The organism is Methylosarcina fibrata AML-C10 (assembly GCF_000372865.1).
In the GTDB taxonomy this organism is placed as follows: Bacteria; Pseudomonadota; Gammaproteobacteria; order Methylococcales; family Methylomonadaceae; genus Methylosarcina; species Methylosarcina fibrata.
On sequence record NZ_KB889965.1, the window covers coordinates 288,988 to 301,714 of the forward strand.

Here is a 12,727-nt window from a genome sequence, read left to right on the forward strand (position 1 = left end):
GGGCATAAAAAAAACCGCTCCGGAAATAATCCGGAGCGGTTTCTTGCGGTTGCTTTAGGCGATTATCCGAAGCTCAACCTTGTCGTCCCAGGATTAACGGCAATTGGAGGGCAGGTATTTACCGTCGATGGTTGAAGTACAGGCCCAGGTCAGCTGACCGCTGCCTACGCCGGCAGCAGCTCCGGTTACTTCTCTTGCAGTCAGCACGACAGGACCCTGTGCGCCAGGTACCAAGGAGGTTGCGGTGACTGTAACGACGGTGCCGTCGTTTGCAACCACAATGTCATCTACATAGGGGGTATCGCCTGGGAAGTTATATCCTGCCACAGGGCCAGTACCGCCCGCAGTGATAAAGGCAGCCAGAGAGCCCATGGATGATACGGTTTCCGACACCGCCAATTTGGCCGGTTCCATCATCACCAAAACTTCGGACATCTTGGCGCGGGTCGTGTAATCCTTGTAGGCCGGAATCGCGACCGCCGCCAGAATGCCGATGATGGCGACGACGATCATTAATTCGATCAGGGTAAAACCTTGTTGACGGTTGATGTGATTGTTTTTCATGCGAGATACCTCTTGGTCTGGTTAGTGGTCAGTCAGGTAGATGCAGGATGCGTGCCAGGTATTAAATCAGTCGAAACGTTGCGTCGAAAAACGCGGCAAACTGCGTTGTATGCCCGTGTCCAGCTTTGCTGATGCCTGCCGGCCGGTACGAATTCCGGACCGGTTTTATCCGGGGTCTCCGTTTCTTCTTACGGATTAATGTCTGTTTGTGACATTATTTGTCAGTCTTCCAGGGCTCTTACCGTTTGGGAAAATTTCCTTTTTTGCGAAAAAGATCTGTAGGGTATGCATCGCATACCCTTTCAAAGCTTGCCGAATGATCAGGCTTTCGAGAAGGTATGCGGTGCATACCCTACCGCTGGAGCAGGGACTTTTCCAGGGAAATGCGGAGCATTGATTGAATGGAAACGGAAACCCGGAGAGCGGGACTGCATCCGATGCCGTCTCGTTGAATGACAGCATCGAATCGGTTTTGGAAAACTGCCCGGAGTTTATCGTGCTCCGGCTGCGCTAGAGCCGGTCAATCTTCGCATTCTTCTTCCAGCAGATCGCACAGGATGTGGCCGATCAGGATGTGCATCTCCTGGATGCGCGGCGTTTCGTTCGACGGCACGATGAAGCTGATGTCGCACAAGGGCGCCAGTTTGCCGCCGTCCCGGCCGAGCAGGCCAATGGTCTTGCAGCCGCATTTCTTGGCGGCCTGAACCGCTTCGATGACGTTCTGCGAGTTGCCGGACGTGGTAATGCCGACCAGGATGTCGCCGGGTTTGCTGATGCCCCGGACCTGCCGGGAAAACACGTCGTTGAAGCTGTAGTCGTTGCCGACCGCGGTCAGGATCGAGGTGTCGGTGGTGAGCGCTATCGCGTTGAGCGGGCCGCGCTCTTTCATGAAATGGCCGACGAATTCGGCCGCAATGTGCTGCGAATCGGCAGCCGAACCGCCGTTGCCGCAGAACATCACTTTGCCGCCCTGCTTGAGAGTCGAACGGATGGCGCGTCCGGCGTCGATGATGAGCGGGGCTAGCTCCTGGAGGCAGCGGCTCAGTAACGCTTCGTGCTGAGCAAAGGACGTCTCGATGGTTTTGTGTGCGTAGTCGTTAAAAGCTGGCACTGGAAATTCCTCGCTGAAATCGATTAGTGAAAGGTAAAAAACCCGAGGCGGTCCGGCATGGAGCCGGAATCCATCCTGGGGCAAAGTTCGGTTCGTTCGTTTGAATAGGGCTTCTCCATGAGGATTGGCCGAACGGCGGCCGGGCTTTTGCCAATTATAGACCATCAGGCCGGGATGCGGTGACTCATGCTTTCATTCGAAGCAGGCCGGGTTCCGCATCAAGGTCCGACGAAAAAAAACGCGCGCCCGTTGCGGGCGCGCAAGGTTAGGGGATTGCCCCCTGGGAAAGGTAAGAACTTATTGAATGTATGGTTGTAAAGTATCGTGCCATTGTTGGAACTGGCTCGAATAACTGCTGTTGTTCAAGTCCGTGTCGTAGATTTCGAAATAGGTGGCTTTGAAATCGTTGTAACCATGGCTGATGCCTGCGCTTGGGGTGTCGCCTTTCGGGAAGTTACACCAGGACCAGGCTTTCTGATTCGACCATTCGCCGCAAGCCTGGAACATGATGCCGGCTTTGCCTACGGCAGGCGTCAGCACGTCGCCCAACGGGCCGTTCGGCGCCGAGCCGGACAACACTTCCTGGAAGAAGTTGACGTTGCTGTACTGAGCCATCAACGTGTCGCGGATATCGTCGGCGGTGGACGGATTGTCTACATTGTCCGAAATGCCGAACAATCCCACATAAATGTTTTTATTGGGGAAGGCTTTGGCCCAGGCGCTGACAGAGCGGTTCACGGCGTCTTTGAACTTCGATGCGGAATAGCCGGAAGGCAACTGGGTCAGCCGCACGGATTGAATGCCGCCGATGGCCGCGTCAACCTGCTTGATCGTAGAGTGAGCATTCGTAGCGGTTCCGTCGATTTGATGCGTGCTCAGAGCGCTGATCAGTTTTTCCAGAGCGGACAGCATCGTGGTATCCCACGGCACGATGGTCTTGCCGAATTGAGGATCGTTATAGGTCGTACACTTCGATTCCAGCCAGGTCGGAGCCGCCATGACCATGGTGGCTACGCTGACGCCTTGGCCTGCCGACTTGGCTTTCTGAACGATCGAATCAAGTTTGGAGAAATCGTATTTGCCTTCGGTTTTTTCGATTTCGCTCCAGTAAAGACGAACCAGCACGCCGTCGACAAAAGGCTTGTCCACGACATTGTCGATCGAATAAATGCCGGCGGGGGCTCCGGAAACAACGTCACCGCCGCCACCGCCGCCACCGCCGCCACCGCCACCGCCACCGCCGCTTGAACCGGAAGACGTTGTGGCGCTGGTCGATGAGGACTGCGACGACGTATTGCCTGCCGCATCGTAAGCGGCGACGGTGTATTTATAAGTCGTGCTGGCGGAAAGGCCGGTATTGGAAAAAGAGGTGCCGGAAACGGTGGCCACCTGGGTGCCGCCCCGATATACTTTGTAGCCTTTGACTCCGACCGAGTCCGAGGAAGCTTTCCAGCTCAGATTGATCTGCGAAGAAGAAGCGGCGGTTGCCGTGAGTCCGCTTGGAACGGTCGGGGCGGTATTGTCTCCCCGGCCGCCACCGCCACCGCCACCGCCCCACCGGGCTGCTTGTGCGGTACCGACTTGTGCGATACCCATAGCCCCTGCCAGACATAGAGAAATCGATGTTTTTAAGATTAAACCGGTAATTCCAGGTTTACCATGGGCATGGAATTTAGAATACTTCATAAATTTTCTCGTTTGGTTTTATAGAAATAAACTTTAGTAATCGTCCGTCAATGTGCAGTTTCCGGTCCTATTACTGAGTTGATTCTCCTCAAATAACTTGAGAGTTATTTGAGAACTCTCCTTATTTATCCCGGGCGGAATAATTTGGAGACGGGTACAGTGTGCCATGGCTTTCTTAAATGAAAGTTAAGAACCGGGAACGAAAAGAAAGGGAATTCTGCCGTATTTATTTGCCGTTGGAGCCGCTCTGATAGGGAAGGCCAGTATTCATGCAGAGTATGGGTGTTTTGACTGTTCGGAGGGCGGTACAGAAACTTTGGCCGGCAGGGGATGGCGTTAAGCCTGTAAACCGGCATTCAGTGCCGTTTTTCGTCAGTTCAACCCGCCGGTCGGCAAAACACGATAATCCAGGCGGTGCCTTTGCCTTGAATTTGCCGTAATAGAGCGCACCACTCGGGAGCTTCCTTTCGGTGACACTCGGAAGAACGTTATAGAAAGGTCGAGGCCTTGTCCGGACGGGGCCAGTAAAAGACCTGCCAGGTTTTAAAACCCGGCAGGTCTTTTTATCAATAGTGATGAAGCCGGCTCTGCCATTTGCCGGTTAGTGCGTCCGGAAGCAAAAAAAACGCGCGCTCATGGAGCGCGCGGGGCTACTGGGGGATGACCCAAAAAGGAACAGGACTTATGGAAGATACGGAGCCAACGTATCGTGCCATTGCTGGAACTGAGACGCATAGCTGCTGTTATTCAAATCATTTTCATAGATTTCGAAATAAGTCGCGCCATAGTCGTTATAACCGTGAGCAATACCTGCGCTCGGGGTGTCTCCTTGCGGAAAGTTACACTGGGGCCATGCTCCCTGATTCGACCATTCGCCGCAAGCCTGGAACATGATGCCGGTTTTGCCAACGGCAGGTTCCAGAACATCGCCCAATGGGCCGTTCGGCGCCGAACCGGACAGTACTTCCTGGAAGAAACTGACATTTTTGTACTGAGCCAGCAACGTGTCGCGGATGTCGTCGGCGGTGGATGGGTTGCTGATGTTGTCCTGTATGCCGAACAATCCCACGTACAGGTGCTTGTTGGGGAAAGCGGTGGCCCAGGCGCCGACCGAGCGGTACACGCCTTCCTTGAGTTTATCGGCGGTATAGCCGGAAGGCAGTTGTCTTAGACGGACGGACTGAATGCCGCCGATGGGCGCGTCGACCTGCTTGACCGTGGGATGATCCTTTAACGGCACGCCGTCGATTTGATAGACGCTGAGGGCTGCGGTCAGTTTCTCGAGAGCGGACAGCATCGTGGTATCCCAGGGAACGATCGTCTGACCGAACTGAGGGTCGTTGTAGGTCTCCGACTTGGCGGCCAGCCAAGTGGGATCGGCTGCGACTATAGTAGCCAACGTGACGCTGTGTCCCAGGGCTTGTGCTTTTTTAACGGTGGTGGCGATCTTGGAAAAGTCATACGTCCCTTCGGTTTTTTCCACCTGGCTCCAGTGAATACGGATGAGCACGCCGTCGACAAAGGGTTTGTCCACGACATTGTCGATCGAATAAATGCCGGCAGGAACTCCGGCAGCCGGTCCGCCGCCACCGCCTGACTGCGTTGTTGCGCTGGCGGATTGCGATTGATCCGATTCGTTGCCGGCCGCATCCATAGCCGAAACGGTGTAGCTGTAGGTCGTACTGGCCGTCAGACCGGTATTGGAGAAGGAAGTACCGGTAACGGTCGTTATCTCGCTGCCGTTCCGGAATATTTTGTAACCGGTAACGCCCACAGCATCTTCGGAAGCCGTCCAGGTCAAGTTGATTGCCGAGGAAGAAGTCGCGGTAGCGTTGAGGTTGGTGGGAACGGTCGGCGCCGTCGTATCGCCCGAGCCGCCTTCCAACGTAGTGGCACTGACGGGTTGTGACTCCGAGGAGTTATTGCCGGCGGCATCGTAAGCCAGGACGGTATATTGATAACTCGTGGCGGGGGAAAGACCGTTATTGGTGAAGGTGGTCGTCGTCACACTGGCAATCTGGCTGCCGTCCCGGAAGACGGTATAGCCCTTGACGCCCACGTTATCGGTGGCCGCCGTCCAGCTCAAGTTGACCGTGGAAGAAGAAATGGCGGATGCGGTGAGTCCATCGGGAGTAGAAGGCGGCGTAGTGTCGGTTGAATTCGACAGCGTGGTCGCGCTGACCGACGTCGATTTCGACGACGTATTGCCGGCCCGATCGTAGGCAGCGACGGAATATTGATAATTTGTATTGGCGGCAAGACCGGTGTTGGAGAAGGACGTGGTGGTGACGTTCGCAATCTGGGTGGTGCCTCGGTATACTTTGTAGCCTCTAACACCCGACGACGAGTCGGTGGAAGCCGTCCAGCTCAGGTTGATCTGTGAAGAAGAGGCTGCGGTTGCCGTGAGTCCGCTGGGGACGGTGGGAGGCCGCGTGTCGCGGGGAGGCCGAATGGCGGCCTGTGCCGAATTAATCTGAAAAGCGCTCAGGATTCCGGATAGACAAAGGCACATCAATATATGTAAAATTACCCCTGTATTTTGATGTTTCAAATGGGCATGGAACATTGAATACTTCATAATTTTTCTCGTTTGATTATAAATGAACAAAAGTAATCGTCCGTAATGTGCAGATTCCGGTTTTTACTACTTGCTGTACTACATCAAACTCTTTCCTCAAATAATCGGAAGATTATTTGAGGAATCTCCTTTTTCAGGTGAAGCGTTTCGGAGACGAAGGCAGTCTGTCACAGAATTCTTAAGGCAGGATTAAAAGAAATAATTTTCGTTAACAGGACGGTTGAGCCGCAGAGACCGATTAATTCGGTAAAAATAGGGTCTTGCCTTCCTTTATCTGGCGTTCAGTATAAGCGGCAAATCACAGGATTTTGCCGGAGCCGATCGGTAGCGGGTGTGAAGCAAATGCCTTTGCCTTAAGTTTAAAATGCCGGGCATACGGGATCCGGATTTATTATTTTCCCTTGTCCGATGCTCTTGGATTCATTCTCTTGATTTTTTGAAGGAGCGTCTTTTCGGTTACCGCTCGTCCAAAAGATTTCAGCTCGCCGGATCCGATTGTCGAGAGTCAGGTTTTGCTTAATGCGGCTGGGCGTGGCAAAGAAGCGCCAAAAATCGTTAAGCCGTTTCGATTTTTGGCATAAAACGGCTGAGATAGGGGCTGCGGAAGACTTGGCCTGAAGGATAGGCTTTGTCCTGGATGAAAATACAGGAAGTGTTTACGGTTGTTCTATGATTTCCACGGCATTTCCGTCCGGATCCCGGCAGAACAGGGCTTGACGCCCCGATTTGCTCAGGCTGTAACGAATGCCGTTTCTGTTCAAGGATTCCAGAACGGGCGCCAGCGAAACTACGGTCAGGGCGAAATGACGATCCCTGCCGCCGTGCTCGGGACGGCCGGTTTTCGGATCCGGACTTTCCAGTTCCAGCAGATGAACTTGCTGGGAGCCGACCTGAAGCCACGCTCCCGGAAAGCCCAGATTGGGCCGCTCGATCTGCTTCAGACCCAAAACTCCGTGATAAAAGGCAAGGGAGGTCGCAGTATCTGCGACCATAATGCTGGCATGATGGAGGGAAATAAAATGGATGGCCATGAGGGTGAGTTTATTTGAATCAATCCGAAGATTATACCTTTCCCGGTATTTTTGTAAATAATGGATAAGATTACGAGCAGGGCAGTCGGGCTATTACGGGCACTGGTTGGCCGCGGATAGAGAAGCTTGTCCGGCATCCGATGGGTGAGAGAGATCCCGATAGGCTTCGAAGTGATAACGAAGCTCGTCACTTGTGCTTCGGAGAATCGATCTCATCAGGCAAGGTTTTTATTAGCCCTCCGGCCGGATCGGCGCTTTCCGGTTTGCGGGCGAACAGGCGCGAGCTGAGCAGCCCCAGTTCGAACAGCATCCACATCGGAACGGCCAGTAAGGTTTGCGAAATGGCGTCGGGCGGCGTGAGCACCATGCCGACGATGAAGGCGCCGACGATGACGTAGGGCCGTTTTTCCGCAAGCTCCCGGGGCGTAACCAGCCCCGCCCAAACCAGGACGATCGTCAAAATGGGCACTTCGAAGCAAACCCCGAAGGCGAAGAACATCGTCAAAACAAAGTCCAGATATTGGGTGATATCGGTCATGACCGCCACGCCCGGCGGAGCGGCGGCGGTTAAAAACCCGAAGATGAGCGGAAAGACCACGAAGTAGGAAAAGGCGACGCCCAGATAAAACAGCAACGTGCTGGCGATCAGCAGCGGCAGGATCAGCCGCCGTTCCTGTTTGTAAAGGCCGGGCGCGACGAAAGCCCAGAACTGGTACAGAATGTACGGAACGGAAATGAAAACGGCAACGACCAGCGCCAGTTTAAAAGGCGTAAAAAAAGGCGAGGCCACCTCGATGGCAATCATCGTGCTGTTGGCCGGCATGTGCTTCATCAACGGGCCGGCGAGCAGCGCGTAAATGTCGTTGGCGTAATAAGCCAGCGCCAAAAATACCACCAATACGCAGAAAACGACGCGCAGAATTCGGTCGCGTAATTCGATCAGGTGGCTGATGAACGGTTGTTCCGCGTGCTCTTCGTGATTATTTTGACTCATCGGGACCGGAAATCTGTTGAGCGCTTTCTCTTTTTACCGTATCGACCGAAGATTGAATGGCGTGCGCCGCGTCGGTCGCCTCATCCAGCAATTGCCGAAATTCTTTCATACCCGATTCTTGTTTCAAGGCTTGGCGCAGTTCTTCGGCATGAAGTTCTTCCCGGATTTCCGTCTTGACCGAAGCGATGATGGATCGTGTCTTGCCGATCCAGAAGCCCGCCATCCGGGCGACCCTGGGCAACCGTTCCGGACCGATCACCAATAAACTGACCAAAGCGACCAGGCAAAGTTCGGAAAATCCTATGTCAAACATAACGGTTAATTTTTTTCATGATGGCGCGAAACGACCCGGCCTTCGATGACTTGATCGGCGGCAGAATCGGACGAAGGTTTCGTGTCGTCGTTTTCTTTGATGGCCTTGCGAAAGCTTTTGATGGCGCTGCCCAAATCGGAGCCCGCCTCACGCAAACGCCGGGTGCCGAACAGCACCATGACGATGACGAGCAAGATTAACAGTTCACTGAGGCTGATGCCCATATTAAACTCCACTTGATGAATAATGAATGACGAAGGCCGTCTCCTTTTTTCCTATGCCGGATCGTTCGTTCGGTCGAGGAGATCTCTTCGGATTGCCTCAGGGCACAGAAAGACGAATCCTGGCGAGCTAGGATTTCCGCCGCGCTTTTTCTTCCAGCCCCGACAAACCGAAACGGCGCTCCAGCTCGTTCAATACATCGTCCGGGCTCAAGTTTTGCTGCGCGAGCAAGACCAGGGTATGAAACCACAGATCGGCCGTTTCGTAGATAATCTGCGCCTGGTCTCCGCCTTTGCCGGCGATGACCAGCTCCGTGGCTTCTTCTCCGACTTTCTTGAGAATGGTGTCCAGTCCTTTGCTATAAAGGCTGGCGACATAGGATTTTTCGGCCGGCTCCTGTTTCCGCTGCTCCAGAATGTTGGCTAATTGCTGTAAGACGTCGTTCATGACTTTGTGTAAATGGTTTCGGGATCTTTTAATACCGGTTCTGCAATTTGCCATTGACCGTCGACCAGGCGCCGGTAAAAACAGCTTTCTCGACCGGTATGACAGGCAATGCCGCCTTGCTGTTCAATTTTTAACAGAATGACGTCTTCATCGCAGTCCAGCAACAGATCGATTACTTTTTGCCGGTGTCCGGACTCTTCGCCTTTGCGCCATAATTTTCGGCGCGACCGCGACCAATAAACGGCATAGCCTTCCTTGACCGTCAAACTGAGCGACTCCCGGTTCATCCAGGCGAACATCAGGATTTTTCCGCTGTCCCTCTGCTGCACGACGACCGGGACCAGACCGTCTTCCGTCCAGCGTATTGCATCCAGCCAGGCGTCGGTCATGTCAGGCGCACCTCGATGCCGCGAGCCGCCATATGCTGTTTCGCCTGACGTATGGTGTATTCGCCGAAGTGAAAAATGCTGGCGGCCAGCACCGCGTCGGCTTTGCCTTGAAGGATGCCTTCGGCCAGATGGTCGAGGCAGCCGACACCGCCCGAGGCAATGACGGGTACGGTTACCGCTTCGCTGATGGCGCGGGTCAGCGCCAGATCGAAGCCTTCCCGGGTGCCGTCCCGATCCATGCTGGTCAGCAGGATTTCCCCGGCGCCGTAGGCCACCATTTTTTGCGCCCAGCCGACCGCTTCGATGTCGGTGGGTTTGCGTCCGCCGTGGGTAAAAATTTCCCATCGGTCGGGCTCATTGCCGGCGCTGACTTTTTTGGCGTCGATGGCGACCACGATGCACTGGGAACCGAAACGCTGGGCGGCCTCGTAGACGAATTCAGGATTGGCCACCGCCGCGCTGTTGATGCCGACCTTGTCGGCTCCGGCGTTGAGCATCCGGCGAATGTCGTCCAGAGTTCGGATGCCGCCGCCCACCGTCAGCGGAATGAACACTTCGCTGGCCACCTGCTCGACCACGTGCACCATGGTTTCCCGGTCGTCATGGGTTGCGGTAATGTCGAGAAAGGTGAGTTCGTCCGCGCCTTCCCGATCGTAACGCCGGGCAATTTCGACCGGGTCGCCGGCATCCCGGATATCGAGGAATTTAACGCCTTTCACGACGCGGCCGTTATCGACGTCCAGGCAGGGGATGATGCGCTTTGCCAAACCCATGGCTAAAAAGTCTCCGCCAGTTTTTCCGCTTCGGCGAAGTCGAGAGTGCCTTCATAGATGGCTCTCCCGGTAATGGCGCCAATGACGCCGTCGCCGGCAACGGCGCCCAGGGCCCGGATGTCGTCGATATTGGTGATTCCCCCGGAAGCAATCACCGGAATGCGGATGGCCCGCGCCAGCCTGGCCGTGGCTTCGACGTTTACTCCGGACATCATGCCGTCTCTGGAAATGTCGGTATAGATAATGGCTTCCACGCCGTCATCCTCGAAATGCTGCGCCAGATCGATCACGTCGTGACGGGACAGTTTGGACCAGCCGTCAATGGCTACTTTGCCGTCTTTGGCGTCGAGCCCGACGATGATGCGCCTTGGATATTCCATGGCGATGTCCCTGACGAAATGAGGCGCATTGACCGCTTTGGTGCCGATAATGACATATTCGACCCCGGCATCGAGATAAGCCTGAATGGTGTCCTCATCGCGAATGCCGCCGCCGATCTGCACCGGAACGTGGGGAAAAGCCTTCACGATGGCGGTGATGATCTCTGCATTTTTCGGTTTGCCGGCAAAAGCGCCGTCCAGATCGACCAGATGCAATCTTTTCGCGCCGGCGGCAACCCATCGGCCGGCGACGGCAACCGGATCGTCGGAGAAAACCGTATCCTCGTCCATACGCCCCTGCCGCAAGCGGACACATTTGCCATCTTTCAAATCGATTGCAGGTATCAGCAACATATTTCAAAATCCTCAATAGCGAATAACTAAAAACAATCCGGTCAGTCGTTGGCGACCAAAACTTGTCCATCCCAGTTTAAAAAGTTTTTCAACAACTGCAAACCGGCTGCCTGGCTTTTTTCCGGATGAAATTGCACGGCGAAAACATTGTCTTCCGCGATGGCGCAGGCGAAGGCTTCCGGATAGTCGGCCGTGGCGGCCACCACGGAAGCATCCTCGGGTTGAGCGTAATAACTGTGCACAAAATAAAAACGGCTGTTCTGCGGAATGTTGTGCCATAAAGGATGAGGCGTCTGGTGGACCTGATTCCATCCCATGTGAGGAATTTTCAGCGTATTTCCGTCGGCATCCTGCAAGTGATCCGGAAAGCGCACGACCCGGCCCGAAAAGACGCCCAAACCGGCGGTGCCGCCGTTTTCTTCGCTTTCGGTCAGTAGAGCCTGCATGCCCAGACAAATTCCCAGAAACGGTTTCAAGCGCGCGGCTTTTTGTACGACTTCCGACAAGCCGGCCTGATTCAACGCGTTCATGCAATCTCTTATGGCGCCGACGCCAGGAAAAACGATGCGGTCCGCGTTGAGAATGGCATCTCTGTCGGAAGTGCAGATGACCGTAGCGGCAGGAACCGCATGCTGAAGAGCCTTGGCGATGGAGTGCAGGTTGCCCATCCCGTAATCGATAACAGCAACAGAAGACATAACGGTAGAGTATAGGTCGAGAGGAAAAAAGTTACAGGCACCCTTTGGTGGACGGCATGATGCCGGACATTCGTGGGTCGTGGGCGGCGGCCATGCGCAGCGCCCGCCCCATTGCCTTGAAAATGGTTTCGGCAATATGATGGGCATTGGCGCCTTTCAGGTTATCGATGTGCAAAGTGACGCCCGCATGATTGACAAAGCCTTGAAAAAATTCACGAAACAGATCGACGTCGAAGCTGCCGATCGTCGCTCTGGGGAATTGAACCTGATAAAACAATCCCGGCCGGCCGGAAAAATCGACGACAACGCGCGACAAAGCTTCGTCCAGAGGAACGTAGGCATGGCCGTAACGCGCGATGCCTTTTTTATCGCCGAGCGCGCGTGCAAACGCCTGGCCCAGGGTAATGCCGATATCTTCCACCGTGTGATGGGCATCGATTTCCAGATCGCCTTTGGCGTCGATTTCCAGATCGATCAGGCCGTGCCTGGCGATTTGATCCAGCATGTGATCGAGAAAAGGAACGCCCGTGGAAAACAAGGCTTTACCGGTGCCGTCCAGGTTGACTTTGATGCTGATTTGAGTTTCGAGCGTATTTCGCTCTATTTGGGCCGTACGTTGAACCATGTCGACATTCGTTGGTGAGCATAATGCACCATTTTACTATGAAGTCATTCCGAATTGCATCGATTGTTGTTATCCGCAAGAGGGACTGTTCCGGAAGGGCGCAGCCGGGCTTCGTTCCATAACTCGCGGGATGTCATTATTTTATTACACTCTATTCGGCATCGGCCGACACGAATTTACGATTAAGCGGACTTTTATTATTGAACTTTTCTGCAATGCTTAAGGAGTCGCCGAAATGGAAAACGGATTTGATAGAAACAACAGGACGTGGCCATGGAAGGATGCCCCAAGCCAACCAGGCGGCTTAAGCCCCGGTACATTTCGTATGTATCGGGGCTTTATTTTTTCCGTTTTTCATTTGGGCGATGCCAATGTCCTGACGGGCCATGATGAATTCGATGAAAGCGTCTTGCCTGCGATCGAGTCAATGATAGACCTGCCAGGTTTCTGAAACCTGGCAGGTCTTCCTTAGCCGGGCGAAACGGCGAATAAATCCTCTCATCCATTTTCGCTTTGTCCGGTATAATGACCGGCGGCTGACGGCCCTTCCGTAGTGGCAGGA

The 12,727-nt window shown here is 54.3% G+C and carries 15 protein-coding genes; 1 reads left to right on the forward strand and 14 read right to left on the reverse strand.

The features are described 5' to 3' along the window. Positions 1 to 93: 93 nt before the first annotated feature. From A3OW_RS0101425 to hisB, 14 genes are all read right to left on the reverse strand, one after another. Positions 94 to 564 (reverse strand): pilin, encoded by a 471-nt coding sequence (locus A3OW_RS0101425; RefSeq protein WP_020561648.1) that lies wholly within the window; start codon positions 562 to 564, stop codon positions 94 to 96. Between the two features lie 520 nt (positions 565 to 1,084). Then, positions 1,085 to 1,675, reverse strand: coding sequence for a D-sedoheptulose 7-phosphate isomerase (locus tag A3OW_RS0101435; RefSeq protein ID WP_232422307.1), 591 nt, complete (start codon positions 1,673 to 1,675; stop codon positions 1,085 to 1,087). 297 nt (positions 1,676 to 1,972) lie between these two features. Further along, positions 1,973 to 3,271: a fibronectin type III domain-containing protein gene (locus A3OW_RS27480; RefSeq protein ID WP_020561651.1), complete on the reverse strand. Its 1,299-nt coding sequence runs from the start codon at positions 3,269 to 3,271 to the stop codon at positions 1,973 to 1,975. A gap of 772 nt (positions 3,272 to 4,043) precedes the next feature. After that, positions 4,044 to 5,939, reverse strand: coding sequence for a fibronectin type III domain-containing protein (locus A3OW_RS26165; protein WP_232422308.1), 1,896 nt, complete (start codon positions 5,937 to 5,939; stop codon positions 4,044 to 4,046). Positions 5,940 to 6,595: 656 nt separating this feature from the next. Beyond that, entirely contained in the window at positions 6,596 to 6,970 is a 375-nt protein-coding gene (locus A3OW_RS0101460) for a VOC family protein (protein ID WP_020561655.1), read from the reverse strand. Positions 6,971 to 7,157: 187 nt separating this feature from the next. Further along, entirely contained in the window at positions 7,158 to 7,964 is an 807-nt protein-coding gene (tatC, locus tag A3OW_RS0101465; protein WP_020561656.1) for a twin-arginine translocase subunit TatC, read from the reverse strand. After that, on the reverse strand, positions 7,951 to 8,277 hold the full coding sequence (tatB, locus tag A3OW_RS0101470) for a Sec-independent protein translocase protein TatB (protein WP_020561657.1): 327 nt from the start codon (positions 8,275 to 8,277) through the stop codon (positions 7,951 to 7,953). Before tatB ends, tatC begins: the two co-directional genes overlap by 14 nt. A 5-nt stretch (positions 8,278 to 8,282) precedes the next feature. Beyond that, positions 8,283 to 8,501, reverse strand: coding sequence for a twin-arginine translocase TatA/TatE family subunit (gene tatA, locus A3OW_RS0101475; protein WP_020561658.1), 219 nt, complete (start codon positions 8,499 to 8,501; stop codon positions 8,283 to 8,285). A 127-nt stretch (positions 8,502 to 8,628) separates the two neighbouring features. Beyond that, positions 8,629 to 8,946: a phosphoribosyl-ATP diphosphatase gene (locus tag A3OW_RS0101480; RefSeq protein ID WP_020561659.1), complete on the reverse strand. Its 318-nt coding sequence runs from the start codon at positions 8,944 to 8,946 to the stop codon at positions 8,629 to 8,631. Beyond that, positions 8,943 to 9,335, reverse strand: a complete 393-nt coding sequence (gene hisI / locus A3OW_RS0101485) for a phosphoribosyl-AMP cyclohydrolase (protein ID WP_020561660.1) — start codon at positions 9,333 to 9,335, stop codon at positions 8,943 to 8,945. Before hisI ends, A3OW_RS0101480 begins: the two co-directional genes overlap by 4 nt. Next, the gene (gene hisF, locus A3OW_RS0101490) at positions 9,332 to 10,108 is read right to left on the reverse strand and encodes an imidazole glycerol phosphate synthase subunit HisF (protein WP_020561661.1); all 777 of its coding nucleotides are present in this window, start codon (positions 10,106 to 10,108) and stop codon (positions 9,332 to 9,334) included. The genes hisI and hisF overlap by 4 nt, the downstream gene beginning before the upstream one ends. Positions 10,109 to 10,110: 2 nt before the next feature. After that, the gene (gene hisA / locus A3OW_RS0101495) at positions 10,111 to 10,842 is read right to left on the reverse strand and encodes a 1-(5-phosphoribosyl)-5-[(5-phosphoribosylamino)methylideneamino]imidazole-4-carboxamide isomerase (protein WP_020561662.1); all 732 of its coding nucleotides are present in this window, start codon (positions 10,840 to 10,842) and stop codon (positions 10,111 to 10,113) included. Between the two features lie 41 nt (positions 10,843 to 10,883). Continuing rightward, positions 10,884 to 11,540 (reverse strand): imidazole glycerol phosphate synthase subunit HisH, encoded by a 657-nt coding sequence (gene hisH, locus A3OW_RS0101500; protein WP_026223250.1) that lies wholly within the window; start codon positions 11,538 to 11,540, stop codon positions 10,884 to 10,886. Positions 11,541 to 11,571: 31 nt separating this feature from the next. Beyond that, the gene (hisB, locus tag A3OW_RS0101505; protein ID WP_020561664.1) at positions 11,572 to 12,165 is read right to left on the reverse strand and encodes an imidazoleglycerol-phosphate dehydratase HisB; all 594 of its coding nucleotides are present in this window, start codon (positions 12,163 to 12,165) and stop codon (positions 11,572 to 11,574) included. Between the two features lie 235 nt (positions 12,166 to 12,400). Here hisB and A3OW_RS27555 point away from each other — a divergent pair, with 235 nt between their 5' ends. After that, the gene (locus A3OW_RS27555) at positions 12,401 to 12,616 is read left to right on the forward strand and encodes a hypothetical protein (RefSeq protein WP_157385763.1); all 216 of its coding nucleotides are present in this window, start codon (positions 12,401 to 12,403) and stop codon (positions 12,614 to 12,616) included. The last annotated feature ends 111 nt before the right edge of the window (positions 12,617 to 12,727 follow it).